A 25,934-nucleotide genomic window follows, 5' to 3' on the forward strand; every position below is an offset into this window, starting at 1 on the left:
CGGCAGGGTAGCCAAGAAAGACCCGCCTCCGGACCTGCACGGGGAGCGGCCGAGGTTGGCCCGTACCGAGCCGGAGTCCCGGATTTCGGCAAGGATGGCGGTGAGGGCAACCGGAGCGGAGGGCGGACGACGTGGCGGAGACAGGCGGGAAGTACGTCGAGCCGGGCGGCGAGTTCACCCGGGATCAGCGGTACATCGCCACACGGATCACCGCGGACGGGCGGGACGGGTACCCGGTGGAGCCCGGCCGGTACCGACTGGCGGTCAGCCGGGCCTGCCCGTGGGCCAACCGCCTGATCATCGTCCGGCGGCTGCTCGGCCTGGAGGATGCCATCTCGATGGCGGTGGCCGGCCCTACCCACGACGCCCGGAGCTGGACCTTCGACCTCGACCCGGACGGGCGCGACCCGGTGCTCGGCGTCGAGCGCATCCAGGAGGCCTACTTCAAGCGCTTCCCCGGTTACGAGCGCGGCATCACCGTGCCGGCGCTCGTGGACGTGCCGACCGGGCAGGTGGTGACCAACGACTTCGCGCAGATGAGCCTGGACCTGTCCACCGAGTGGACCCCGTACCACCGCGAGGGCGCACCGCAGCTCTACCCCGAGCACCTGCGCGAGCAGATCGACGAGGTCAACGCGGCGGTGTTCCGGGACGTCAACAACGGCGTGTACCGGTGCGGGTTCGCGGGCAGCCAGGAGGCGTACGACAAGGCGTACCACCGGCTGTTCGACCGGCTGGACTGGTTGACCGAGCGGCTGACCGACCAGCGGTACCTGGTCGGCGACACCATCACCGAGGCCGACGTGCGGCTGTTCACGACGTTGGTCCGCTTCGATCCCGTCTACCACGGACACTTCAAGTGCAACCGGCAGAAGCTGAGCGAGATGCCGGTGCTGTGGGCGTACGCCCGGGACCTGTTCCAGACTCCCGGTTTCGGCGACACCATCGACTTCGACCACATCAAGCGGCACTACTACGAGGTGCACCGCGACATCAACCCGACGGGTATCGTGCCGCTCGGCCCCGACCTGTCCAACTGGCTCACGCCACACGACCGGGAGGCCCTGGGCGGCCGCCCCTTCGGCAACGGCACCCCACCCCCACCCCCCGCCGAGCCGGTGAACCCACAACACACCCCGCTCCGCTAACGCCCCGCCCCGCCGCGCCCCGCCGCGCCCCGCCGCGTCGCGCCGCGCCGCGCCGCGCCGCGCCCGCCGATCTTGCACTTTCGGTGGTCGATGTGAGCGCTATGCCCTCTTATGTCGCAACAGAAAGTGCAAGATCGGCGAGTGTTTGTAGCCCGCCGGAGTCAGTACGGGCGAGGGCGGGGGTTGCGCTTGGGGTGGGGTTAGAGGGCTACGCGGATGGCTGCGGTAAGGACCAGTTGGGCCAGGGAGGCGGGGACCAGGACCAGCCAGCAGAGGCGCTGGAGCTGGTCCTCGCGCAGGCGGGGGTAGGACACCCGGAGCCAGATGATCACGAATGCCACCGCGAAGATCTTGAGCAGTGTCCAGAGCCAGCCGAGCTGGTCGTCGGCGAACGGGCCCTGCCAGCCGCCGAGGAACAGCACCGTGGTCAGCGCGGCGATCACCACGATGCCGACGTACTCGGCGAGCAGGAAGAACGCGAACCGCAGGCCCGTGTACTCGGTCATGTAGCCGAACACCAGCTCCGAGTCGGCCACCGGCATGTCGAACGGCGGCCGGCGGATCTCGGCCAGCCCCGCGACGAAGAAGATGATCATCGCGGGCGCCTGCCAGAGCAGCCACCAGGGCTGCCACGCGGCGACGATGCCGGACAGGCTCAGTGTGCCGGCCGCCATCGCCACCGACGCGGCGGCCAGCACCAGTGGCAGCTCGTAGCCGAGTAGTTGGGCGGCCCCGCGCAGCCCGCCGAGCAGGCTGTACTTGTTGGCCGACGCCCACGCCGACATCAGCACCGCCACCACGCCGATGCCGACGACGGCCAGCACGAAGAACAGGCCGATGTCCAACGGTTGCCCGACCAGGTCGTTCGGGCCGAGCGGGATCACCAGCAGCACCAGCAGGTAGGGCAGCAGCGCCACCGCGGGGGCCAGTCGGAACACCGCCCGGTCCGCCTCGCGCGGGGTGATGTCCTCCTTCTGCACGAACTTCACGCCGTCCGCCACGAGCTGCGCCCAGCCGTGGAAACCGCCCGCGTACATCGGACCGAGCCGGCCCTGCATGTGCGCCATCACCTTGTGCTCGGCCTGGCCGACCAGCAGCGGCAGGGTGAGGAACGCGACCACCACGCCGCCGATCCGGATCACCAGCTCCACCCAGAGCGGCATCAGCGCGTACCCCCGTCGTCGTCGCTGTCGTCGCGCGCCGCCGGGTCCGCGACCGGCTCGCCGCCGGCAACCCGGGGAGTACGCGCCGGACGGGCCCCCGGCGCAGGCCGCGCGGGTCGCTCACCGGCCGGTCGGGCCGGGGTACCGCCACGCGGCCCCTCTCCCACACCACCCGCGCCGGCCGGGGTCGGCGTCGTTCCCCACTCGCCCGGAGCGGGCACGCCCGGCGGGCGGATCGGTCGACGGCCACCGCCGGCCTCCGACTCGCCCGGTTCCTTCGCGCCCGGCCAGGGCTTCGCCACCCGGGAGGCCAGCACGAACTCCTTGCGCAGCGGATTGCCCTCGAACTCCGGTGGCAACAGCAACGGCCGCAGTTCCCCGTGCCCGTCGAAGCCGATGCCGAACATTTCGTGGGTCTCCCGCTCGTGCCAGGCCGCACCCGGGTAGATGTCCACCACCGAGGCGACCGAGGGCGCGTCGCGGGGTACCCGGGTGCGCAGCAGCACGCCGTGCCGCAGCCGGGTCGACCAGAGGTGCGCGACCACGTCGAAACCCTCGGTCAACTCGTCGACGGCTGAGAGCCAGTCGAAGAAGTCGCAGGCCAGCTCCGTGTCGTCGCGGGCGACGCGGACGGCGGCCGACCAGCTCGCCGGGGGTACGTCGACGGTGGCCCGGGCGAACCGCTGCCCGCCGGAGACCGACGCGGTCGCCTCGACCGGCGCGAGCAACGCGACCAGCCGAGCGCCGACCTCTTCTGACGTCATGCCGCTGATCCTAGGGTCACCGACCCGGCCCGCGGTCCTCGACCGAGCCCCGGTGATCTGCCCGCTTTACCGGCGGTGGTCCCGTCGACAAGGAAAGATGAGGGCGTGCGCGCTGTGACGGTGAAACCTGGGATCGCCAACTCGCTGAGCCTCGCCGAGGACCAGCCCGAGCCGGCGCCCGAGGAGGGCGCGGTCCTGGTCCAGGCACTGGCCGTGGGCATCTGCGGCACCGATCACGAGATCATCTCCGGCGACTACGGCGAGGCGCCGCCGGGCGCGGACCGCCTGGTGATCGGGCACGAGTCGTTGGGCCGGGTGCTGGAGGATCCGACCGGCACGCTGCAGGCCGGCGACCTGGTGGCCGGCATCGTCCGGCATCCCGACCCGGTGCCCTGCCCCAACTGCGCGGTCGGCGAGTGGGACATGTGCCGCAACGGGCAGTACACCGAGCACGGCATCAAGGCGCTCCCCGGCTTCGCCCGCGACCGCTGGCGGATCGAGCCTGAGTTCGCGATCCGGCTCGACCCGGTGCTGGCCCAGGTCGGCGTGCTCCTGGAACCGACGAGCGTGGTGGCCAAGGCGTGGGACCACATCGAACGGATCGGGCACCGCGCGGAGTGGCAGCCGCAGACCGTCCTGGTGACCGGGGCCGGGCCGATCGGGCTGCTGGCCGCGCTGCTCGGCAGCCAGCGCGGGCTCACCGTCCACGTGCTGGACCGGGCCACCGACGGACCGAAGCCGGAGCTGGTCGCCGGGCTGGGCGCCACCTACCACACGGTGCCGGTCAACGACCTGCCCTTCGAGCCGGACGTGGTGATCGAGTGCACCGGCGCGCCCAGCGTCGTCCTCGACGTCATGTGCAAGGCGGCGCCGAACGGGATCGTCTGCCTCGCCGGGGTGTCCAGCGGCGGTCGGAGCATCGACTTCGACGCGGGGGCCCTGAACCGTGCGCTGGTGCTGGAGAACAACGTGGTGTTCGGCTCGGTCAATGCCAACCGCCGGCACTGGGACACGGCGGCCCAGGCACTCTCCCGCGCCGACCAGGTCTGGCTCTCCTCCCTGATCACCCGGCGCGTGCCGGTGAACAGGTACGCCGACGCGTACACGGCCGGGCCGGACGACATCAAGGTGGTGCTGGAGTTCGCCTCCTAGCTAGATCCCCGGCAGCCGGCCGTTGCGGAACAGGTCCACGAAGAGCTGATGATCCTGCCGGGCGCGCACCCCGTACACGTGCGCGAAGTCCACCAGGTGGGTGACGAACCCCGGCTCGTCGGCGTCCACGGCCGCGACGATCGCCTCCTCGGTGGAGTAGTCCACGAGGTCGTGGCTGGACTCGTCGTCGGCGACCGAGTGCATCCGGGCCACCGCCCGGCCCAGATCGGCCAGCACCCCGGTCAGCTCGTCCGGCTCGTTGACGTCGGACCAGTCCAGGTCGGCGGCGTACGGGGAGACCTCGGCGACCAGTTGGCCCGCCCCGTCCAGCTCGGTGAAGCCCAGCCACGGATCGGCGTGCGCCTGCAACGCCCGCTGCGACTCGGCGGTCCGGTGGCCCTGGTGCTGGAAGTAGCCGGCCACCGAGTCGTCGGTGCTGTAGCGGGCCACCGCCGGCACCTGCGCCTGCTTCATGTAGATCACGACGTCGTTCTCCAACGCCTGGGTGTGCCCCTCCAGCAGCAGGTTGTACGACGGCAGCCCAGCCGAGCCGATGCCCACCCCCTTACGCAGCACCACGTCCTTGATCCGGGCAGCTCCCGGCCGTAGCCGGGCCGTGGCGGCGGGGAGGGTACCCAGGTACTCCTCGAAGGCGGCGAGCACCTCGTCCCGGGTCGCGGCGTCGACCTCGAAGATGCCGTCGGTGACGGAGAACCGCCGCTCGTAGTTGTCGACGGTGGTCTGCGCGGCGAGCAGGTCGACCCTCGTGTTGAGGCGGGCCTGCTGGAGTACCCGACGCAGCACCCCGTCGGCGTTGTCCAGGGTGATCGACCCGATGGCGTCGTCCCCGCCGGCGGCGATCGCCCGCAGCTCGGTCAGGTAGGCGCGGGCGAAGCCGGTGACCAGCTCGCCGATCACCGTGTCGGAGAGGGCCTTGCTGTAGCCGAGCAGCGCCACGCTGGCCACGAACCGCCGCAGATCCCAGGTGAACGGCCCGACGTACGCCTCGTCGAAGTCGTTCACGTTGAACACCAGTTGCCCGGAGGCGTTCATGTACGTGCCGAAGTTCTCGGCGTGCAGGTCACCGTGGATCCACACCCGGCCGGTGCGCTCGTCGAGGAAGCGGTCGTCGGCGAAGTCACCCCGCTGGTCGGCGTAGAACAGCGCGGCGCTGCCCCGGTAGAAGGCGAACGGCGACGCGGCCATCTTGCGGAACTTGCGGCGGAAGGCCGCCGGGTCGATCGCCATGGACGCGCCGAACTCCGCGCTGAGCACGTCGATGATGTGAGCGGACCGCTGGTCCCCTGAGCTGCTCATAGTCCGCAGGCTAGCTCGACGGGTCCACAACGGGGTGGCAGAACGGCAACCCATCGATCATGCTGTCTGCGTCACGCGCGGGGGCCCGGACACCACGGTCAATTCGGCCGATCGCTGCTGCCGTGGGCGGCGGCAGGTCCCCGCCGGGCGTCGACCACGGAGGACCAGACACAGATGTTCCGCAAAACGGGGACCCTGCTCACCGCCGCACTGCTCGGCCTGACCACCACGATCGGTGGGGCCGGACCGGCCGCCGCCGCACCGGCGGACGCCGCCGGAGGCACGCTGTCGCGGCCACCAACTGACCGGTACCTGCCGGGGCCGCCACTCGGACTCGTCCGGGCGGCGGCCCCACCCTTCGTCAGCGCGCGTCGGGTGGGCGTACGGGTGGGGCCGTGAGGGAGTCGACCGAGCGCGGGGCGCTGGCCTCGGCGGGCGCGGCGAGCAGGTCCCGCTGCGGCACACCGCCGATCCCGGACTGCTCGGCCGCGATCTTCTCCTGTAGGCGCAGGATGCCGTGCAGCAGCGCCTCCGGGCGGGGCGGACAGCCGGGCACGTAGACGTCGACCGGGATGAGCTGGTCGACACCCTTGGTCACCGAGTACGAGTCCCAGTAGGGGCCACCGCAGTTGGAACACGCGCCGAACGAGATGACGTACTTCGGCTCGGGCATCTGGTCGTAGAGCCGCTTGATGGCCGGGGCCATCTTGTCGGTCACCGTGCCGGAGACCACCATGAGGTCGGCCTGTCGAGGGCCGTGGGCGAACGGGATCACGCCGAGCCGGATGAAGTCGTGCCGGCCCATGCTGGTGGCGATGAACTCGATCGCGCAGCAGGCCAGGCCGAAGTTGAACACCCAGAGCGAGTAGCGGCGCCCCCAGTTCAGCACGAAGCGGATCGGCTCACCGAGCACTGCCGGTAGCTGCACGGACGTCCCCTCTCCTCATCCCACAGTGAATCACAGCCGGTTGTCACGGACCGGACAGGCAACCGCACCGGTCCCCACCGCAACCGGCGGGCGCAGCCGAGTGTGTGACCGGTGCTGGCGAACACGCCGCCTGCGGCCACCACGGGGAGGACGAGTGCTTGTGACAAGAGAAGTACGGGTGGGCGGTCCGCCCCCCGACCCGGGAAGCCCCGTCCCCGCGCCTGCCGAACTCGTCTTCGACGACTTCTACCACGCCCACTTCCGCTCGCTGGTCGTGCAGCTCACGGCGTACACCGGCGACCGTGGGCAGGCGCAGGACCTGGTTCAGGAGGCGTTCTGCCGGGCGTACGCCAACTGGGCCCGGCTCGCCCGGTACGACGATCCGCTGGCCTGGGTGCGCCGGGTCGCCTGGAACCTCGGCCACAACCGCTGGCGGCGGCTGCGGACCGCGCAGGCCTGGCTGCTGCGGCAGCGCGAGACACACGTCGCCGAGCCGAGCCCGGACCGGGTGGCCCTCGACACCGCGTTGGCGAAGTTGCCGCCGAAGCAGCGACGGGCCGTCGTGCTGCACTACCTGGCCGACCTGACGGTCGCCGAGATCGCCGCCCAGGAACGGGTTGCCGAGGGGACCGTCAAGTCCTGGCTGCACCGGGGCCGGGCGGCCCTCGCGACGCACCTGCGTGACACCACCGAGGAGGTGCGAGATGTCTGAGCAGGAGACCCTCGGCCTCGCCGAGGAGTTCGCCCACTACCGCCGTACCGTGCTGGCGGAGGTCGAGGTGCCCGGACCCGCCGCCGTGCGGCGGACGGCGCGGGGACGCGGCCGTCGCCGGCTGGCGACCACCACCGCGACGGTGCTCGCGCTGTTCGGCGGGGCCACCCTGGGATACGCGGCGATGAGCGGCGGCCCGGATCGCGAGCCCGGCCCGGTCGACCCCACACCCACCATCTCCGCGTCGTCCGCCCCGAGCGGCTCGGCGAGCCCGGCCCCCAGCCCGTCCGTCACGAGCGGCAGCCCGACGGCCACCCCGCCGAGCGGAAAGATCAGCCGAGCCCAACTGCTCGACGCGTCGGTGACCCTGCCCGCGTGGCGAGCCGGGCCCGGATGCCCCACGTCGGGCATCCGGCTCAGCGGCGACGACCGCGAGGGCGTCAACTGGCTGCTGGCGTTCGACCAGGGGGACGTCGACGGAGACGGCGCGGTGGAGGCGGTGGGGCTGGTGCAGTGCGTGCTCGGCAGCGGCGGACCCATGCAGGTGGTCGCCTTCGACCGCGACCAGCAGGGCAGGATCGTCACGCTGGGCCGGGTGGTCGCGACGAGCATCGACAAGCCGCAGTGGCTGTTCGCCCTCGACGTGGTGGACGACGGCACCGTGCGGGTGCAGGTCGGCGACATCGCGCCCGGTGGTGGCTGGCCCGGTGAATGGTCACAGCGACAGTGGCGGGGCTACCGCTTCAAGGGCGGGTCCTTCGCGCAGGTCTCCGGGCCGACGAGCTTCGGACCGAACCCGCACGACGTCAACCTCGTCGTCACCGCCTCGAACCTGGTGCTGGCCGACGCCCCGGACGGCTCCCGGACCGGCACGATCACCGTGCGCATCCGCAACGGAGGTCACGGACCCGCCGCCTACGTGGATCTGCGGATCGGCCTGCCGGCGGCGGTCCGCCCGGATGGTGACGGCTGGGCGGCCTGCCGCAACGACCCGGAGAAGACCGGGCAGCCGGTGTCCTGCGACCTGAACAAGCTCGGGGCCGGTAAAGAGGTCCGGCTCACCCTGGGCTTCCGGGTCGCGGCAGGCGCCACGGTCGGCACCGGGAAGGCCGACGTGGACGCCCGCCCGATGAACGCGAGCTTCGACTTCGTGGAGGAGGTCTACGACCCGGACAACACGGTGGTCATCACCTACCGGTGAGCCGCGCGCCCGGTGCCCCACCCCGATCCCGGGTGGGGCACCGCCGTTCACCCGGCCGATCCCCAGCTCGGGCGTTGCAGAAGACCGACGAACTCGACAAGCAACCTCTCGCGCATCGCCGGCGGGGAGGCGTCGAGCAGCGTGTTCACGACAGCCATCCGATCCGGCAGCGGACCGGCGGTGTCGCCGCCCAGGCCCAGACCGGCGGCCAGGCCGGCCACCACCTCCGGCGTCAGGGCCTCGGGGGTGAGGGTGCCGACCAGGGACGCCAACTCGGCGGGCAACCGCACCGGGCCGGTCGCCCGGGCCGCCGCCACGGCGGCGACCAGATCCGGGCCGAACTCGGCCACCCGGGGCGCGACCGAGGCGGTCACCGTGAGGTGCACGCTGGCCGGCAGATCGGCGTACGACAGCTGGGGCTGGGTGTGCCAGCCACGCGCGGTCAGCTCGTCGACCAGGACGAACAGGTCGGGGCCACCCTTGGTGGCGGTGAAGCACACCACTGTGGACTCCGGCTCGACCATCAGCCGTAGCCCGTCGACGGCGCGGACCGCCTCGGCCAGACCGGTGACCGCGTCCCGGGTGGTGGCGGCCAACCGCAGGTAGCCGGCGTCGCCGAGGTGTCGCAGGGTGGCGTACGCGGCGGCGATCGGGCCGCCCGATCGGGTGGACGCGATCACCGGATTGATCATCGTGTAGCCGGGCCAGTCGGCGTACGCGAAGTACTGCGGGGCGCGTCCCGCCGCGTCGCGGTGCAGCAGCACCGACACGCCCTTCGGCGCGTACGCGTACTTGTGCAGGTCGACCGAGATCGAGGTGACACCGGGGACCTCGAAGTCGAACGCCGGCACCGGCGCGCCGAGGCGACGCAGGTACGGCAGGGTCCAGCCGCCGAAGCAGGCGTCGACGTGGCAGCGCACCCCGGCCTCGGCGGCCACGGCGGCGATCTCGGCGACCGGGTCCACCACGCCGTGCGCGTACGAGGGCGCCGAGCAGGCGACGAGTACCGTGTCCGGCCCGATCGCGGCGGCCATCGCGGCGGGCTCGGGACGCAGCGTGTCCGGCGAGACCGGCACCACGTCCAGCGCCACCCGCAGGTAGTGCGCCGCCTTGGCGAACGCGGCGTGCGCCGTCGACGGCACCACGATCCGGGGCGCGCCGATCTCCGGGTGGGCGTCCCGGGCCGCCTTGACGGCGAGGATCAGCGACTCGGTACCGCCGCTGGTGACGCTGCCGACGACGTCCGGCGCGGTCGTGCCCGGGCCACCCCCGAGCACTCGGCCGGCCGCGCCGACGAGCGCGTTCTCCATGGCCAGCAGGGAGGGGAACGCGGTCGGGTCGAGCCCGTTGACGTGGGCGCTCTCGGAGTGCGCGGCGGCGGTGAGGGCGTCGAGCCCCGGTACCGCCGGGTCGTAGACATAGGCGAACAGCCGCCCGCCGTGGGTGGGCCGGTCGTCCGCACGCAGCCGCCGGACCTCGTCCAGCGCCTGTTCCGCGCTGACCCCGTCGCGGGACAACGCGCCCGCCCCGAGCGTGTTCTCGTCGATCATGGGGTCATGGTGCCCTTCTCGTAACGGTCAACGGCTTTGGTCCCCCACCACAACTCCATGATCGACCCCGAGGGTGGGGGCGGCGAGGGTGTACTGGCGGAGCAGGAGGATGGGGGGAGCTATCAGGAGGGCCGGGATCAGGGTGAAGCCGAGCAGCACGCCGAGCCTCGCCGTGTCGGACTGGGCGGCTGCCGTGCCCGTGTCGGAGGAGACGTAGCCGGAGAGTTGCAGCACCAGGCCGTAGATGCCGGGGCCGAGAGCCAGGCCGAAGGTCTCCCCGGCGGTCCACAGGCCGGTGAAGACACCCGCCTGCCGACGGCCGGTACGCGCCGTCTCGTCCGCGATGCAGTCGGGCAGCATCGCCAGCGCGAACACCTGCTGTCCGGCGTACCCGACGCCCAGCACCGCGACCACCAGGTAGACGACGACCGGGGGCAGTGCCGGGGCGGCGACCAGGGTGAGCGCCCCGGCGGCGAGGATCAGCCCGGCGACCACGAGTGCGGTCCGCTTGCCCAGCCGCGCGCCCGCACGGGCCCACAGCGGCATCACCAGCAACGCCGGCCCGACGAAGCAGGCGAAGAGCAGCGTCGGCCCGTTCCGGTCGTCGCGCAGGATCTGCCCGGCGAAGTAGTTGACCCCGGCGAGGATGGTCGCCACCCCCGCGGACTGCACCACGAAGCAGATCAGCAGTGCCCGGAACGGCCGGTTGGCGGCGGCCACCGCGAGCTGGGCGCGCAGCGTCGGCTCGCTGGCACCGGTCACACCAGCGGGTGCGGACCGGGTGCCGAGGAACGCGCCCAGCGCGCCGACGGCGATGAGCGTCGCCACGAACAGACCCATCCAGCGGTGGCCGGGCACGCCGTCGCCGCCGGCCTTGACCACCAGCGGGGCGACCGCTCCGGAGATCAGGATGGCCAGCGCCAGCGCGGCGATCCGCCAGGTCATCAGCCGCGTACGTTCGGTGTAGTCGTCGGTCATCTCGGCGGGCATCGCCATGTACGGCACCTGGAAGAAGGCGAACGCGGTGGCCGTGGCCAGGAAGGCGAGCGCCACGTACGTCGCGGCGGCCGGCCCGTTGTCGAACGGCGCCGCGAAGATGGCCGCGAAGAGCACGGCGAGCGCGAGACCAGCGACGAGCAGGTACGGGCGGCGTGCGCCCCAACGCGACCGCGTGCGGTCGGAGATCCGGCCGGCGACCGGGTTCACCAGCACGTCCCACGCCTTCGGCAACAGCACCAGCAGGGCTGCCACCCCGGCGGCGACACCGAGCGTGTCGGTCAGGTACGGCAACAGCAGCAGACCGGGCACGGTGCCGAACGCACCGGTGGCGAGCGAGCCGAGCGCGTATCCGACGTGCACCGGGCGGGGCAGCCGACCGGTTGCGGGCGGGCCGGCAGCACCCGGCGGCTGGTTCATGGGGCCGAATGTTACTCACGTTCCATCGGAGGTCACATCCCCTCCTCGGGCGACCAACCCGCCGCCGCGATGTCGACTCCCTCGCCGCGCAACGGTGCACCCTCGGCCCGCAGCCGGGCCCGCGCCTCGCGCTCGTGCCCCGGTGGCAACCGGCCACCCGCGGTCACCACCCGATGCCAGGGCACCGAGCCACCGTGCCGGGCCATGATGCTGCCCACCAGTCGCGCGGAGGAACGACCCGAGCGTTCGGCCAGCGCGTCGGCGATCGCCCCGTACGACATCACCCGACCCTCCGGAATCCGCTCCACCAGGTCCAGCACCGCCTCGACGTACTCGTCAGGAGTCACAATCGGCCACCATATGGGAACGCCACCGGGCCACGCGGGCGTAAGCACGCAGAATGGGCGGGTGCGCGACGCAGTCACGGCCGCTCGGCGGATCGTCGTCAAGATCGGGTCTTCCTCGTTGACCACCGCCACCGGCGGTCTGGCCGACGAGCGGGTCGACGCGCTCGTCGACACCCTGGGCCGGCTCGGCGCCGAGGGCCGCGAGGTCGTCCTGGTCTCCTCCGGCGCGATCGCCGCCGGCCTCGCGCCGCTCGGCCTGACCCGACGTCCGCGCGACCTGGCCACCCAGCAGGCCGCCGCCAGCGTCGGCCAGGGCCTCCTGATCGGCAGGTACGCGGCCAGCTTCGCCCGGCACGGCCGCACCGTCGGGCAGGTGCTGCTCACCGTGGACGACGTGACCCGGCGGGCGCACTACCGCAACGCGTACCGCACCCTGCGCAAACTGCTCGATCTGCGGGCGGTGCCGATCGTCAACGAGAACGACACGGTCGCCACCGAGGAGATCCGGTTCGGCGACAACGACCGGCTGGCCGCCCTGGTGGCCGCCCTGGTGCACGCCGACCTGCTGGTGCTCCTCTCCGACGTGGACGCGCTCTGGACCGGCGACCCGACCCGTTCCACGTCGGTGCGGATCGCCGAGGTCCGCAGCGAGCAGGACCTGACCGGCATCACCATCGGCGGCACCGGCCGGTCCGGCGTCGGCACCGGCGGCATGGTGACGAAGGTCGAGGCGGCCCGGATCGCCACCGGCTTCGGCATCCCCGTGGTGCTCACCTCCGCCGACCTGGCCGCGCCGGCGTTGACCGGCGAACCGGTCGGCACGCTGTTCCACCCGCAGCGGCAACGGCCGACCGCTCGGCTGTTCTGGCTGGCCCACGCCACCTCGCCCCGGGGGCGCCTACACCTGGACCCGGGCGCGGTGGCCGCCGTCGTCGGGCGGCGCAAGTCGCTGCTGCCGGCCGGCATCACCGCCGTGGACGGCACCTTCACCGCCGGCGACCCGGTGGACCTGGTCGACACCGCCGGTGCACCGGTAGCCCGTGGCCTGGTCAACTACGACGCGGTGGAGTTGCCGGGACTACTCGGCCGTTCCACCTCCGAACTCGCCGCGGCGCTCGGCCCGGCGTACGAGCGGGAGGTCGTCCACCGCGACGATCTCGTGCTGCTGTGAGCCCTTCCCGAGTATGAGGAGTTGTGCCGGCATGAGTGTCGTGGAGCAGGCGAAGCGGGCGCGGGACGCCGCCGCCGAACTGGCCGTGGCCACGCGTACCGCCAAGGACGCCGCGCTGGTCGCGATGGCCGACGCGCTGGTGGCGCGTACCCCGGAGGTCCTTGCCGCGAACGAGGCGGATCTGGCGGCCGGGCGCGAAGCCGGGCTGAGCGCGGCCGTGCTGGACCGGCTCGCCCTCGACGAGGGCCGAGTGGCCGGCATCGCCGGCGCGCTGCGCGAGATGGCCGCGCTGCCCGACCCGGTCGGCGAGGTGGTCCGCGGGTCCACGCTGCCCAACGGACTGGAACTGCGCCAGATCCGGGTGCCGTTCGGGGTGGTCGGCATCATCTACGAGGCACGGCCCAATGTGACGGTGGACGCCGCCGGGATCTGCCTCAAGTCCGGTAACGCGGCGCTGCTGCGCGGGTCGTCGTCGGCCGCGCACTCCAACGCCGCGCTGGTAACGGTCCTGCGCGACGCGATCGCCGAGAGCGGTCTGCCGGCCGACGCGGTGCAACTGCTCGACGCCAGCTCCCGCGACTCGGTCAAGGAGCTGATGCGCGCCCGAGGGCTCGTCGACGTGCTCATCCCGCGCGGTGGCGCGTCGCTGATCCGCACCGTGGTCGAGGAGTCGACCGTGCCGGTGATCGAGACCGGGGTGGGCAACTGCCACGTCTACGTCGACGCCGCCGCCGACCTGGCCAAGGCCGTCGCGGTGACGCTGAACGCCAAGACCCAACGGCTGTCCACCTGCAACACCGCCGAGTCGCTGCTGGTGCACGCCGACGTCGCCGACGCGTTCCTGCCGCCGATGCTGGCCGCCTTCGCCGAGGCCGGGGTGACCGTGCACGGCTCCCCCGAGGTGGCCGCCCACTCCGCCGCCGTTATTCCGGCCAGCGAGGAGGACTACGCGACGGAGTACCTGTCCGCCGACATCTCGGTGGCGGTGGTCGACTCGCTGGACGCGGCGGTCGCGCACATCCGTCGCTTCGGCACCGGACACACCGAGGCGATCATCACCGACTCGACGACGGCGGCCCGCGAGTTCGTCGCCCGGGTGGACGCGGCGGCGGTGATGGTAAACGCGTCGACCCGGTTCACCGACGGGGGCGAGTTCGGCTTCGGCGCGGAGATCGGCATCTCGACGCAGAAGCTGCACGCCCGCGGCCCGATGGGCCTGCCCGAGTTGACCAGCACCAAGTACGTCGTCACCGGCGACGGTCACGTGCGCTAGGGCGGGTGTCAAAGTCCTCGGTCGAGCCGAGGCGGAGTCCAGGCGGCGGTCCGGCAAGGCGGAGATGGGTTCGGATACCGGTGTTGTATCCGGGCCCATCTCCAACGCCGCCGGCCGTCGTCTGGGCCCGCCGCAGGCCGGCCAGGGGCTTTGACACCCGCCCTATGGGCCCGGTCGGCAGGCCCTGATCGCGGACAGCGTGGAGTGCACGTCGAACTGGTGGCCGTCGTCGCTCTCCCACCCACCGTCGCTGCGCTGTGTCTCGGCGAGCCGCCGCAGGGCACGCGTCATGACCCAGTCGTGCGAGTCGATGCCGACCCGGCGCAGCGTGGCCGCCAGCCACGCCACGTCCCCCGCCGACATCGTCGCCATCCGTTCGGCGAGCACCACCTGGATCCGTGCCGACTCCTGGAACATGTCCTGACGGTGCAGTACGGCCGCGCTCAGCCAGCCGGCGGCGAGGAACGACGGCCAGCTCCCGTCCGGGCGCAGCCGCGCGACGATCGACTGGGCCGCGGCCTGCACCACACCGGCGTACGCCCCACCGACCCGGTGATCGAGCGGACCCGAGGCGCGGGCGTCCAGACCGGCGACGGTGAGCCAGAAGCCGGCGTTGGCGGTGAGGAAGAGTTTGGCCTCGGGGTCGCCGGGCCGGGCCCACTCGGGCGCCGAGCCGGCCAGCGAGAGGTCCTCGTCCCAGCCGCCGTCGGCCTGCTGCCGGGACGCCAACCAGTCCAGTGCCCGGCGGGCGGCGGGACGACCCAGCGCGCCGAGGTCGTCCAGCTCGACGAGCCGGAAGCAGGTGGCGTCGACCGAGGCGACCTCACCGCCCCAGGTCGCCGGCCAGCCACCGTCGGGCGACTGGCCGACCTCGGCCGCGTCCAACAGCTCGGGCGGTGCCGGGGTGCCGTTGCGCAGCCAGGAGAGACGGGCGCGTTCCACCGCATCCCCGTGTGCCACGACGAACCCGATCGCCGCTTCCAAGTCGACCACGGCGGAGACGCTACCTGCGCAGACGCGATCCCGCTTCGGGGAATCGGCCAGCCGGAAATGGCTGCGTCGCTCTGCGGGCCGGCCTGGTCGGAGCCATCTGCGTCGATTGACGGCACGGGACGGTCGGAGCCGGGACGACGGGGTCGCCCCGGCTCCGCCGATCAGTACGCCGGCAGCGACGGGTCGATCTGCTTGATCCAGGAGAGCACGCCGCCCTGCACGTGGACGGCGTCCTTGAATCCGGCCGCCTTGAGCGCGGCAAGCGCCTCGGCGGAGCGGACACCGGACTTGCAGTGCAGCACGATCTGCCGGTCCTGCGGCAGCTTCGCGAGAGCGTCGCCGGAGATGATGTCGCCCTTGGGGATCAGGGTGGCGCCGGGGATCCGCACGATCTCGTACTCGGCCGGCTCCCGCACGTCGACGAGGAAGATGTCCTTGCCGGCGTCCTGCCACTCCTTGAGCTCCAGGGCGGTGATTGTCGAGTCGAGCGTCGCCTCCTGGGCCTCGACCGAGACCGCGCCGCAGAAGTCCTCGTAGTCCTCGAGCAGGTCGGTGACGCTCGGGTTCTCGCCGCAGAGCACGCAGTTCGGGTCCTTCCGGACCTTGATCTTGCGGTACTCCATCTCCAGGGCGTCGTAGACCATCAGCCGGCCGACCAGGGGCTCGCCGATGCCGGTGAGCAGCTTGATCGCCTCGTTCACCTGGATCGACCCGATCGACGCGCAGAGCACGCCGAGCACGCCGCCCTCGGCGCAGGAGGGAACCATGCCGGGCGGCGGCGGCTCCGGGTAGAGGCACCGGTAGCAGGGGCCGTGCTCGGCCCAGAACACCGACGCCTGACCGTCGAAGCGGTAGATCGAACCCCAGACGTACGGCTTGCCGAGGAGCACCGCCGCGTCGTTGACCATGTAGCGGGTGGCGAAGTTGTCGGTGCCGTCGACGATCAGGTCGTACTGGGCGAAGATCTCGCGGACGTTCTCCCGGTCCAACGCGGTGTTGTGGATCTCCACGTTGACCAGCGGGTTGATCTCGCGGATCGACGCGGCGGCGGACTCGGCCTTCGAGCGGCCGACATCGGACACGCCGTGGATGACCTGGCGCTGGAGGTTGGACTCGTCGACGGTGTCGAAGTCGATGATGCCGAGCGTGCCGACCCCGGCAGCGGCCAGGTACAGCAGGGCCGGCGAGCCGAGGCCACCGGCGCCGACACAGAGCACCCGGGCGTTCTTCAGCCGCTTCTGGCCGGCCACCCCGACGTCCGGGATGATCAGGTGGCGTGAGTAGCGGCGGATCTCGTCAACTGTCAGCTCGGCGGCGGGCTCGACGAGCGGGGGCAACGACACGGTGGACTCCCCGGGATCGGCGGTGTGAACCGCCCCATTGTTGCTCGCCGGGGCCCCGCTCGGCCATGAGGGAGGACACGTGGTCCGCGATACGGGAGCGGGAATATCTCAGGGAACGAGGTCGCCCGCGTAACGACGGCCATCGAGATAGGGCCAGGCGTTGGCCACACAGCCGCGCAACCCGTACGTCTGCTGCTGCATCACCGGGGCGAGTTCCCCCGTGCCGGGGCACGCCTCGTGCTCGTGGCCGAACTCGTGGCCGACCTCGTGGTTGATGACGTAGGTGCGGTACGTCTCCAGCGGCGCGCCGTAGTCGGGCACCGCCTCCTGCCAGCGGGCCAGGTTGATGATGACCCGGCCGGGCAGCCGGCAGGAGGTGTAGCGCTCGGTGGTCAGCCCACCCTCGGCGCACATCCGCTCCGACGTGACCGGGGTGGCGAGGTAGATGGTGAAGTCGGCGGCCCGGACGTCGGCCACCCGTTGCACGCGCAGTTCGCCCGAGGCGATCCAGCTCCGCGGGTCGGCCAGCACCTCGTCCACCCGCTGGGCGAACGCGTCGGCGTCCTGCCCGCTGTCGCGCTCGACCACGACGCGGTATCGCCGCAACGGCCCATCCTCGCCGTGCACGGCGGTACCGGAGTCGGCGGCGGTGAACCGCCCCGCGCCGACCGACGGGTAGCCGCTGGGCGCCGGGTGTGCCTCCCCACCGCCCACGCCCATGCCGCCCTGGGTGGGGGTGGGGGGCGCGTCGGCCGGCGGTTCGGCACTGCGTGCCACGGTCACGCCGACGGCCGCGGCGACGACGAGCACGCCGAGCAGGACACTCCGGCGACGGCGACGGCGCATCCGCACGAGCGTGGGACGCGTGCCCTCGTACGCCGACCCCTCGGGCGGGTCGGACGACTCGGGCGGGCCGTAAGGGGACGACGGCGTCATGACGTCCAGCCTGCCAGATTATTCGGGCAATTCTCCGCCTTTGCCTTTTATCGCCGCAATACGTCTTTCCGGCTGTCTCAGAGCGCCGGCCCCGCGTAACGCCGGCCGTCGACGTACGGCCACGGGTTGACCCGGCACCCGTTGAGGAAGAGCGTCTGCTGCATCATCACCGGCGCCGGCCGCCCCGCCCCCGGGCAGCGCTCGTGGTGGTGCCCCAACTGGTGACCGACCTCGTGGTTGACCACGTACGTCCGGTAGACCGACAGCGGCACGCGCGCCGAGACGTAGTGCGGCACCGACAACCGCCACCGGTCCAGGTTGATGATCACCTGACCCGGCGCGCGGCAGGAGGTGTACGGCCGCCCGTCGACCCGGATGTCCACGCCACCCTCGGCGCACATCCGGCCCGCCGTACGGGCGGTCGCCAGATAGACGGTGAAGTCGCGGGGAGCGTCCCCCGGCACCTGCTGCAACCGCAGTCGGCCGCTGTCGACCCAGCTACCCGGCCCGGTGAGCGCCACCTGGACGAACTGGGCGAACGCGGCAGCGTCCTCGTTGCTGCCCGACTCGACAGCCACCCGGTAGCGACGCAACTCGCCCGCACGGCCCAGGACCGGGCCGGAGCGGTCGTCGTGGCTGAACCGGCCCGTTCCCGCGCTCGGGACCGCACCGGGCATCCGCAGCACCGGGCTCGGCGACGCCGCCACCGTGGCGCCCGGCGACGCTGCCGCCGACGACGGCAGGCCCGCCAACAGCGGCGGCGGACCGGCCTCCTCGGTGGCCAACCGGTCGGGCGGCTCGCCCTGACCCTCGGCGATCACGGTCACCGCCGCGCCGACCGCCAGCCCCACCGCCACCAGTTGGGCGATCAGTGCGAAGCGTCGGTGGCGGAGAGCAGACCTGAACATCCCGGTCAGCCTGCCAGATCGGACGGCCGAACGGTCTCCCCCTTTTCGGTGAGCAGGCCGAGCACCGCACGGGCGACCAGCCGGGGAACCTCCAGCTGCGCCACGTGGCCGACACCGTCGAGCATGAGCAGGCGGCTGTCCGGGATGACCCGGGCGGTCTGCGGCGCGACCCGCACGTCGACCAGCCGGTCCTGCCGACCTCCGACCACCAGCGTCGGCGCGCGGACCGCGCTGGCGAGTCGCCACAGCGAACCCGCCCCCGGCAGGTACGCCCGCAGGAAGCTGGAGACCAGGCCCCGGAACGTCCGGACGTACGCGGCCGCGTAGTGCTCCGCCTCGTACCGCACCCGGATCTCCTCCAACGCCTCCTCCCGCCGCTGCGCACAGATGCGGCTCAGATCGGCGACGCACGCCTCGAGCACCTGCTCGGCCATCACCTCCGGAGCAAGCTGGGTGAGCCGCCGGGCGACCAACCGCTCACCCCCCGGAATGGCCAGGACCGGCAGCATCCTGCCCTGCAACGACCGCCGGAAGTCCAGGAACGGCAGCGCCGGGGAGATCAGGGTGAGGGTGCGGACCAGGTCCGGCCGCAGCGCCGCCACCTGGACCGAGACCGCGCCGCCCAGCGAGTTGCCGAGCAGGTGGACCGGTCCCCGACCGGAGTGCTCGATCCACCTGATGACCAGGTCCGTGAAGGCCGGAATCGTGTACCGCCGGCCCGGCTCGCTGCGACCGAACCCGGGCAGGTCGATGGCCTGGCCGTCCAACCGGTCGGCGAGCAGTCCGGCCAGGTCGGTCCAGTTCTGCGACGAACCACCGAGCCCGTGCACGAACAGCGCCGGCTCGGCGTCCACGGTCGTCCCCGGGGTGTCCCGCACGTACGTGACAGTGCCGTCGAGGTCGACCTCCCGGCCCGGCCACGGCGGCGGCACACCGGCATCGCGAAGGAGATGGTCCGGCCAGAGGGTGGCGCGCTTCATGCCCCCAGTCTGCCTCGCACCACTCAGGACAGCAGCGCCTCCAACCGACGGTTGACCGCCGCCAGCGTGGCCCGGACCACCGCCTGCCGCGGATCGCCGGCCACCAGGGCCGAGCCGGCGAGCTGCTCGACCCAGCCGTCGCAGACCAGGAGCACCACCACGGTCGCCACCTCACAGTTGCCGAACGGCACCACCGCCGCGTGCTCCACGAAGCAGCGACCACGCTCGGCGTCCTCGCCCCCGCGCAGCAACTCGTCGACGGCGGCGGCCGCAGCCACCGCGCACAGACGCAGCACGTAACCGTCCACCGCAGGCCCGGTCGCGTACCCGGCGGCGTTGTCGTCGCCGGCCAGCAGCCGCACCTCCACGTTGGCGTCCAGGCCGAAGGTGCTGACCTGCACGTGGTCGATGACCACGCGCGGCCCCGGCGCGCCGCCGGTGTCCAGAGGTCGGGAGGGCGCCGACTCCGTCGTGGTCACCTGACCACCGGAGTACGACGTACCGACCGTCGCCGGGCTGCCGGTGGCTCCACCAGCGGGTACGCCTGAGACCGAACCGGGCTCCTCGACCGTGGCACGGCCCCGGTGCGGCGCGGTCGTACGCCGGGGACGCGTGACCTCCGAGCCGGTCCACCGCTCGGCGCCCGCCGGTGCGGCCGCCGCCGAGCCCCCACTCGACCGGCCGATCGTGGGCGCCTCGGCGGCGCGCGAGTCCGCGCCGGTGTTGCGTGGTTCGGCGGGTCGGGCCTCGGCGGATCGCGCATTGGCGGATTTCGCGCCGGCCGGTCGGGGCTCGGCGGGTCGCGGGTCGCCGGCGCGGCGGCGGACCGGCGGCGGTCCCGGCGTGGTGGGCAGGCCGGGCACGTTCTGCGGGGCTGCGGCGAGGCCCATCCGTTCCTGGAGCAGCCGGGCGACCTGTCGACTCACCTCGGCCGGGTCCGCGCCGTCGGCCAGGTCCAGTCGGAGGCTGTGCGCACCCGCCGGGGTACGACGCAGCGCCGCGTCACGGACGCCGGCCACCTCCCGGACGGCGTCCAGGATGGCGTTGACGTCGAATCCCTCGGGACGCTCCCGCAACGGAGCAGGCTCGTCGTCGCGGCGCAGGTGGGTGGCGATGCGAGCGAGCTCGGGAGTTTCGGCGGGTGGCTCCACGGCTGGCGGCTCCGGCACAACGGGCACGTCCGGTTCCGCGGGGACGCGCTGCGGCAGCACCGCCGGTGTGTCGGGCCGTCGACCGCCGGCGGCGGGCTCGGCCGGCGACGCCGGGTCGGGGGCGGATCGACGAGCGGCATAGGGAGAGGCGGACGCGGGTGACGGTCGGTCGGGGCGGCCGGGACCGCCGGTGGCGGAGGCCGGACCGGCCGACTGCGGTGGGGCGCTGGCGGCGGAGGGGCCGGCTGCCGTCGGGGCGGTGCGGGCGGGACCGACGGTCGAAGGGTCGGGCGGCTCGGGGGTGGCCGGCCGGAGCCGGAACGGCCCGGTTGGTCGGACCGGGCCGGTCGAGTCGCCGGCGTCGCTCGCGCGCGCGGGACTCGCCGGTCGGGTGGCCGGCCAGGACGGACGATCGGACGGAGCGGCTGCCGGGATGCGCCCCTCGGACCAGTCGGGTCGCTCGGTTGCCGCGTTCACCACCGGCGATGGCGAGCCCCCGGCCCAGGAGGGCCGCTCGGCCGCCGGACGCACCGGCACCGCCGGTGGCGGCGTGACCTGCGGCGGCGAATCCGCCACCGTCGCCGGTGGGCCGGCGGGCGCGGGCGGCGGATCGACCGGCGCTGGCGGATCGACCGGGCCGGCCCAGGACGGACGCGGACTCGCAGGCGTGCCACCGGAGGCCGGATCGCCGGCCCAGGACGGGCGCGACGGCGGGAAGCTGGTCGGCGCGGGGTCCGACTCGCCGGCCCAGGAGGGGCGGGGCGGCGGGAGGGCCGATGCCGGACCGGCCCAGGACGGACGCTCGACAGCAGGCGGACCACTGGTCGGCACGGAACCACCGGCCCAGGACGGACGCTCGGGAGCCGGCGGCTCGGCACGCAGCGGCACCGGTGGGCCGCTGGTCGGAGCGGGGTCCGCGCCACCCGTGCGGGGTGACGGGTCGGTCGGCACGCTGGTCGAGGCCGGCGCGGCCCACGACGGGCGGTCCGCCGGAAGCGCAGCGGCCGGCTCGGGCGTCGACCCGCCGGCCCAGGAGGGCCGCTCGGGCGGCTCGGGCCGGGAGGCTGCCGGCGGCACGCTGATCGGGGTCGGGACCGGACGCTCGCCGGCCCAGGACGGGCGCGTGGACCGGTCGCGATCGGAGGCCGCTTCGGCGTCGGGGGCGACGTCGTACGGGCGCGGTGGCTCGGCGTCGTACGGGCGGGTCGGCTCGGCGGCCAACGGCTCGTACGGGCGGGTCGGCTCGGCACGCACCGGCTCGTACGGCACGCTCGGCTCGGCTACCCAACCCGGCGCGGACTCGTCCCGCGTCGGCCGGTCGGCCGGCTCGCCGTCCTGGCGGGACCAGGGTGGCGCCCACCCGCTGCCCCAGCTCGGGCGGTTCCAGCTGGGCCCGGACCAGTCCGGCTCGATGGAGGAGGACTCGCCGGCGCGGCGCCCGTCCCCGACGGGGCGCTCCGGCTCGGGGTCGTCGCCGCGCCCCGACTCGGCCGAGGCCTCCGGCGCGAGGTCTTCCGGCCGGGCGCGTGACGCGGCCGGCGGGTCGTCGACGGTCGACCGGTCGCCGGTGGGCGCGCGGAGACCGGGTGGCACCTCGAAGCCCGAGGCGGCCGTGCCGACGGGCGGCACCTGGATGGGTGCCGTGCCGGGCACACCGGGCTCTGACCAGCGGGCGCCGTGCGGTGCGGCGGGGTCGGCGGTCAGGTGCCGGGCCCGGCCGGTGTCGGCCTCCCCCGCCCCCTGCTCCGTGGGCGGCGCGGGGCGCTGGGCGGGCACCGCGAGGCGGCCGGCACCCAGGTCGGGCCGGTCTTCGACGGTCCGCCCAGGCGGCGCGCTCACCGGCGTCTGGCGACCGGACGACGACCCGACGCCGAGCACCTCGGCGTCCTCGTGGTGGACCCCGTTGACCTCGCCGTCGCCGTCGACCTCGGCATGGTGGACGCCGTTGGTGTGGTTGCCGTTGACCCTGGCCAGCCGCTCGGAGTCCCCGTTGACTCCGGGTAGCGGGGCCGGCAGGTCACCGTGCCTCGTGGAGGTGGTGCGCCAGCCGGACGCGGGGTCGGGCTGCCATCGTGGCGCCTGCTCCCCGGCCGTTTCGCGCTCGCCGGACGGGGACCACCCGCCCGTCGAGGGCGCCCACCCGCCGCCGGAACGGCCCGGGTCGTCGTGCTGACCCGCTCCGTCACCGTGCTCTCCCGGGGTGGCGGCTCCGGGTTGCCCTGTTTCACTCACCGCGCGCTCCTTGGTCGCCCTCGCTGAGGCTACCGTGTGGGGAGAGTGGCGATAAGTTACAGCGGCGGGCCAATTCCACGACGCGGTCGGGGGCCGCCCCGTCTGGGGGGAAAATGCCGGCTCGTACGGAGAACTCGGAGGAGCCCATGACCGCTGTGGGGAACGGCGCACAGACCGCAGGCAGGCCCACGCGCCTGCCCCGCTCCGCGCGTCGTAAGCAGCTGCTCGCGGCGGCGCAGGAGGTGTTCGTCGCGCAGGGCTACCACGCTGCGGCGATGGACGACATCGCCGAGCGGGCCGGGGTCTCCAAGCCGGTGCTCTACCAACACTTCCCCGGCAAGATGGACCTCTACCTGGCCCTGCTGGACACGCACTGTGACGCAATCGTCGCTCAGGTGCGCGAGGCGATGCGCGGCACCAGTGACAACAAGGAGCGGGTCGGCGCGTCGGTGCGCGCGTACTTCGACTTCGTCGATCACGAGAGCGAGGCGTTCCGCCTCGTCTTCGAGTCGGACCTGCGCAACGACCCGGCGGTACGGCAGCGGGTCGAGCGGGTCGAGCAGGGCTGCATCGCGGCGATCACCGACACCATCATTTCCGACACCGGCGTGAGCCGGTCGCACGCCGAACTGCTCGCCTCCGGGCTGGTCGGCGCGGCGGAGACGGCCGCGCAGTTCTGGCTCGCCGGCGGCCGGCAGGTGCCGAAGGCCGAGGCCGAGGCGCTGGTCGCGGCGCTGTCGTGGCGGGGCATCGCGAGCTTCCCGCTGCAAGGTGAGTCAGCCTGACCGCCGCCCCCGTGATCGGATAGCCTTCGCAGGGCGGTAATCGCCCAGTTGAGGAGGCACAGTGGAGGTCAAGATCGGCGTGCAGTACGCGCCGCGCGAGCTGGTTCTGGACAGCGCGCAGTCGCCGGCCGAGATCGAGCAGATCGTGACCGACGCCTTCGCCGGTAACGGCGGCACGCTCTCCCTGACCGACGAGAAGGGCCGGCGGGTCATCGTTCCGGTCGAGAAGGTCGCCTACGTCGAGATCGCCGAGGCGTCCCCCCGAGCGGTCGGTTTCACCGTCCGCTGACCGGTCCGGCCGTCGCGGCAGGTCGGCGTCCGGCCACCTGCCGCGGGCCGGCACCGCGGAGCGCGCCCCAGGGGCGGCGCGCAGTTGTTCGGCCCGAGAGCTGCCATTCGTGCGGTGTGCCGGGTGAAGACTCCGCGACGATATGTGAGGCAGCTCACATTCACTTGCCCCGCGTGGCGGCTGGCCGACCGGGAATCGGGACGTGCGCTTGCCTGTTCGGGTAGCATAGAGCAGTTGCCGCGGGCGCCGATCTGATCGACGTTCAGCCTGCGGTGCGCGTGCGGCCCGGTCCGGCTCGGCAGTCTGCCCCCGACCGTGTGGCCCGCGTCATACCGACCGCGCCCTGAGGACATGACGGGGCGCACCCACGAGAGGGCACCCCCACATCCACATGAGCGAGCTGACTCAAGATCTGATGGACGGCCAGGAACTGGCCCCCACTGCCCCGGTCCGACCGGAGGCACCCACCTTCGCCGCGCTCGGCGCCCGCGAGGAGACCGTCGAGGCCCTGGCCGCGGCCGGCATCACCCGCGCGTTCGCCATCCAGGAGTACGCGATCCCGATCGCGCTGCGCGGCGTCGACCTCATCGGCCAGGCGCCCACCGGCACCGGCAAGACCCTCGGCTTCGGCGTACCGCTGCTGGACCGGGTCTTCGCGCCGGGCGAGGGCAGCGACGGCGTCCCCCAGGCGCTGGTCGTCGTCCCCACCCGTGAGCTGGGCATCCAGGTCGCCAAGGACCTGGCCGCCGCCGGCCGGACGCGCGGCGTCCGCGTGCTGCCGATCTACGGCGGCGTGGCGTACGAGCCGCAGATCGACGCGCTGCGCAAGGGCGTCGAGATCCTGGTCGGCACTCCCGGCCGACTGATGGACCTCCAGAAGCAGAAGCACCTGCGCCTCGACCGGGTGCACGCGCTCGTCCTCGACGAGGCCGACCGCATGCTCGACCTGGGCTTCCTCGACGACGTCGAGAAGATCCTGGCGATGCTCCCGGAGGACCGGCAGACGATGCTGTTCTCGGCGACCATGCCGGACCCGATTGTCACCCTGTCCCGGCGCTTCCTGCGCCAGCCGATGACGATCCACGCCGGGCACAGCGCCGAGACCGGACCGTCGCCGCAGACCCAGCAGCTGGTCTACCGCACCCACTCGATGAACAAGGTCGAGGTGGTGGCGCGCATCCTCCAGGCCGAGGGGCGTGGGCTGACCATGATCTTCACCCGCACCAAGCGGGCCGCCGACCGGGTCGCCGAGGATCTCGACTTCCGCGGGTTCGCGGTCGCCGCGGTGCACGGTGACCTCGGCCAGGGCGCCCGGGAGCGGGCCCTGCGGGCGTTCCGCGCCGGCAAGATCGACATCCTGGTCGCCACCGACGTCGCGGCCCGAGGGCTGGACGTCACCGGCGTCACCCACGTGATCAACTACGACTGCCCGGAAGACCAGGACACCTACACCCACCGCATCGGTCGTACCGGTCGGGCCGGGGCGACCGGCGTCGCGGTGACCTTCGTCGACTGGGACGACATGCCGCGCTGGCGGATCATCGACAAGACCCTCGGTCTGGAGATGCCCGAGCCGCCGGAGACGTACCACACCTCTCCGCACCTCTACACCGACCTGCACATCTCGACCGAGGTCAGCGGCACGCTGCCCACCGCCGAGCGGACGCGCGCCGGGTTGTCCGCCGAGATCGAGGAAGACCTGGGCGGCACGACGCGCTCCCGCCGCGGTGACGGCGGTGGCCGGGGCTCCCGACGCGGTGAGAGTCGTGGCGAGGGCAGGGGCGAGCGCCGTGGTCGGGGTGACGGTCGCCGGGACCGCAGCGACGCCGGCACGCCGGCCGTCGAGGCGCCCGCGGACACCGCGGACACCGCCGACACCGCCGGCGACGAGGCCACCCGCACCCCGCGCCGCCGGCGTCGCCGCCGGGCCGGGGAGACGGTGACCGGTGAGCCGACCGCTGTGATCACCGCCGACGCAGCGCCGGCCGAGTCCGCCGACGCGACCGAGGGCGAGGCGTCGAAGCCGCGCCGCCGCCGTCGCCGTCGTGGTGGCGGTTCCGATGCGGGTACGCCGGCCGAGGCGACCGCGGACTGACGCAACGAGATCCATCCGGCATCCCCCGCACCGCCTGAGCGCGGTACGGGGGATGTCGCCTTCTTCCCACCCCACCTGCC

Annotated in this window: 23 protein-coding genes; 10 read left to right on the forward strand and 13 right to left on the reverse strand. The window is 73.1% G+C overall.

All coding sequences use genetic code 11. The features are described from left to right. Positions 1 to 131: 131 nt before the first annotated feature. The gene (locus ABZU91_RS19975; protein ID WP_355242259.1) at positions 132 to 1,148 is read left to right on the forward strand and encodes a glutathione S-transferase C-terminal domain-containing protein; all 1,017 of its coding nucleotides are present in this window, start codon (positions 132 to 134) and stop codon (positions 1,146 to 1,148) included. Between the two features lie 200 nt (positions 1,149 to 1,348). Here ABZU91_RS19975 and ABZU91_RS19980 read toward each other — a convergent pair whose 3' ends face one another. Together ABZU91_RS19980 and ABZU91_RS19985 are read right to left on the reverse strand one after the other, a co-directional pair. Continuing rightward, the gene (locus ABZU91_RS19980) at positions 1,349 to 2,311 is read right to left on the reverse strand and encodes a complex I subunit 1 family protein (RefSeq protein WP_355242262.1); all 963 of its coding nucleotides are present in this window, start codon (positions 2,309 to 2,311) and stop codon (positions 1,349 to 1,351) included. Then, positions 2,311 to 3,075: an NADH-quinone oxidoreductase subunit C gene (locus ABZU91_RS19985; protein ID WP_355242265.1), complete on the reverse strand. Its 765-nt coding sequence runs from the start codon at positions 3,073 to 3,075 to the stop codon at positions 2,311 to 2,313. The genes ABZU91_RS19980 and ABZU91_RS19985 overlap by 1 nt, the downstream gene beginning before the upstream one ends. Before the next feature lie 105 nt (positions 3,076 to 3,180). Between ABZU91_RS19985 and ABZU91_RS19990 the strand changes: the two genes are divergently transcribed. Then, complete coding sequence (locus tag ABZU91_RS19990) at positions 3,181 to 4,227, forward strand: glucose 1-dehydrogenase (protein ID WP_355242268.1); 1,047 nt, start codon at positions 3,181 to 3,183, stop codon at positions 4,225 to 4,227. On the opposite strand, the gene ABZU91_RS19995 is transcribed toward ABZU91_RS19990, so the two are convergent. Next, positions 4,228 to 5,544, reverse strand: a complete 1,317-nt coding sequence (locus ABZU91_RS19995) for a DUF2252 domain-containing protein (RefSeq protein ID WP_355242271.1) — start codon at positions 5,542 to 5,544, stop codon at positions 4,228 to 4,230. A gap of 174 nt (positions 5,545 to 5,718) precedes the next feature. Between ABZU91_RS19995 and ABZU91_RS20000 the strand changes: the two genes are divergently transcribed. After that, positions 5,719 to 5,943, forward strand: coding sequence for a hypothetical protein (locus tag ABZU91_RS20000; protein ID WP_355242274.1), 225 nt, complete (start codon positions 5,719 to 5,721; stop codon positions 5,941 to 5,943). Here ABZU91_RS20000 and ABZU91_RS20005 read toward each other — a convergent pair. After that, entirely contained in the window at positions 5,906 to 6,472 is a 567-nt protein-coding gene (locus ABZU91_RS20005; RefSeq protein ID WP_355242276.1) for an NADH-quinone oxidoreductase subunit B family protein, read from the reverse strand. The two genes, ABZU91_RS20000 and ABZU91_RS20005, sit on opposite strands and share 38 nt — an antisense overlap. A 178-nt stretch (positions 6,473 to 6,650) precedes the next feature. On the opposite strand from ABZU91_RS20005, the gene ABZU91_RS20010 reads away from it, so the two are divergent. After that, positions 6,651 to 7,184, forward strand: coding sequence for a SigE family RNA polymerase sigma factor (locus tag ABZU91_RS20010; RefSeq protein WP_355242279.1), 534 nt, complete (start codon positions 6,651 to 6,653; stop codon positions 7,182 to 7,184). Continuing rightward, positions 7,177 to 8,385, forward strand: coding sequence for a hypothetical protein (locus ABZU91_RS20015; RefSeq protein ID WP_355242282.1), 1,209 nt, complete (start codon positions 7,177 to 7,179; stop codon positions 8,383 to 8,385). Before ABZU91_RS20010 ends, ABZU91_RS20015 begins: the two co-directional genes overlap by 8 nt. Positions 8,386 to 8,432: 47 nt before the next feature. Here ABZU91_RS20015 and ABZU91_RS20020 read toward each other — a convergent pair whose 3' ends face one another. The 3 genes from ABZU91_RS20020 to ABZU91_RS20030 are packed head-to-tail and all read right to left on the reverse strand — an operon-like array spanning position 8,433 to position 11,698. After that, positions 8,433 to 9,935, reverse strand: coding sequence for an aminotransferase class V-fold PLP-dependent enzyme (locus tag ABZU91_RS20020; protein WP_355242284.1), 1,503 nt, complete (start codon positions 9,933 to 9,935; stop codon positions 8,433 to 8,435). A 27-nt stretch (positions 9,936 to 9,962) separates the two neighbouring features. Beyond that, positions 9,963 to 11,351, reverse strand: coding sequence for an MFS transporter (locus tag ABZU91_RS20025; protein WP_355242287.1), 1,389 nt, complete (start codon positions 11,349 to 11,351; stop codon positions 9,963 to 9,965). Between the two features lie 32 nt (positions 11,352 to 11,383). After that, the gene (locus ABZU91_RS20030) at positions 11,384 to 11,698 is read right to left on the reverse strand and encodes an MGMT family protein (protein WP_355242290.1); all 315 of its coding nucleotides are present in this window, start codon (positions 11,696 to 11,698) and stop codon (positions 11,384 to 11,386) included. A gap of 13 nt (positions 11,699 to 11,711) precedes the next feature. On the opposite strand from ABZU91_RS20030, the gene proB reads away from it, so the two are divergent. Then, entirely contained in the window at positions 11,712 to 12,869 is a 1,158-nt protein-coding gene (gene proB, locus ABZU91_RS20035; RefSeq protein WP_355242293.1) for a glutamate 5-kinase, read from the forward strand. A gap of 31 nt (positions 12,870 to 12,900) precedes the next feature. Beyond that, positions 12,901 to 14,142: a glutamate-5-semialdehyde dehydrogenase gene (locus tag ABZU91_RS20040; protein WP_355242296.1), complete on the forward strand. Its 1,242-nt coding sequence runs from the start codon at positions 12,901 to 12,903 to the stop codon at positions 14,140 to 14,142. A gap of 162 nt (positions 14,143 to 14,304) precedes the next feature. Here the strand turns inward: ABZU91_RS20040 and ABZU91_RS20045 are convergent, their stop codons facing one another. From ABZU91_RS20045 to ABZU91_RS20070, 6 genes are all read right to left on the reverse strand, one after another. Further along, positions 14,305 to 15,186 (reverse strand): prenyltransferase/squalene oxidase repeat-containing protein, encoded by an 882-nt coding sequence (locus tag ABZU91_RS20045; protein ID WP_355242363.1) that lies wholly within the window; start codon positions 15,184 to 15,186, stop codon positions 14,305 to 14,307. A 110-nt stretch (positions 15,187 to 15,296) separates the two neighbouring features. After that, positions 15,297 to 16,478, reverse strand: coding sequence for an adenylyltransferase/sulfurtransferase MoeZ (gene moeZ, locus ABZU91_RS20050; RefSeq protein ID WP_355242300.1), 1,182 nt, complete (start codon positions 16,476 to 16,478; stop codon positions 15,297 to 15,299). A 108-nt stretch (positions 16,479 to 16,586) separates the two neighbouring features. Then, positions 16,587 to 17,414 carry a DUF3152 domain-containing protein gene (locus tag ABZU91_RS20055; protein WP_355242303.1) on the reverse strand — a complete coding sequence of 276 codons (828 nt, stop codon included), beginning with the start codon at positions 17,412 to 17,414 and terminating at the stop codon, positions 16,587 to 16,589. A gap of 77 nt (positions 17,415 to 17,491) precedes the next feature. Further along, complete coding sequence (locus ABZU91_RS20060) at positions 17,492 to 18,322, reverse strand: DUF3152 domain-containing protein (RefSeq protein ID WP_355242306.1); 831 nt, start codon at positions 18,320 to 18,322, stop codon at positions 17,492 to 17,494. 5 nt (positions 18,323 to 18,327) lie between these two features. Then, complete coding sequence (locus ABZU91_RS20065; RefSeq protein WP_355242309.1) at positions 18,328 to 19,302, reverse strand: alpha/beta hydrolase; 975 nt, start codon at positions 19,300 to 19,302, stop codon at positions 18,328 to 18,330. Between the two features lie 23 nt (positions 19,303 to 19,325). Next, complete coding sequence (locus ABZU91_RS20070; RefSeq protein WP_355242312.1) at positions 19,326 to 22,685, reverse strand: hypothetical protein; 3,360 nt, start codon at positions 22,683 to 22,685, stop codon at positions 19,326 to 19,328. 146 nt (positions 22,686 to 22,831) lie between these two features. Here ABZU91_RS20070 and ABZU91_RS20075 point away from each other — a divergent pair, with 146 nt between their 5' ends. The 3 genes from ABZU91_RS20075 (at position 22,832) to ABZU91_RS20085 (ending at position 25,854) form a co-directional block, all read left to right on the forward strand. Further along, positions 22,832 to 23,470, forward strand: coding sequence for a TetR/AcrR family transcriptional regulator (locus ABZU91_RS20075; protein ID WP_355242315.1), 639 nt, complete (start codon positions 22,832 to 22,834; stop codon positions 23,468 to 23,470). 61 nt (positions 23,471 to 23,531) lie between these two features. Further along, positions 23,532 to 23,759, forward strand: coding sequence for a DUF3107 domain-containing protein (locus ABZU91_RS20080; RefSeq protein ID WP_030329796.1), 228 nt, complete (start codon positions 23,532 to 23,534; stop codon positions 23,757 to 23,759). Between the two features lie 391 nt (positions 23,760 to 24,150). Then, positions 24,151 to 25,854, forward strand: a complete 1,704-nt coding sequence (locus ABZU91_RS20085; RefSeq protein WP_355242318.1) for a DEAD/DEAH box helicase — start codon at positions 24,151 to 24,153, stop codon at positions 25,852 to 25,854. Positions 25,855 to 25,934 lie beyond the last annotated feature (80 nt).

The sequence above is a fragment of the Micromonospora sp. NPDC005174 genome, from assembly GCF_040608495.1.
In the GTDB taxonomy this organism is placed as follows: Bacteria; Actinomycetota; Actinomycetes; order Mycobacteriales; family Micromonosporaceae; genus Micromonospora.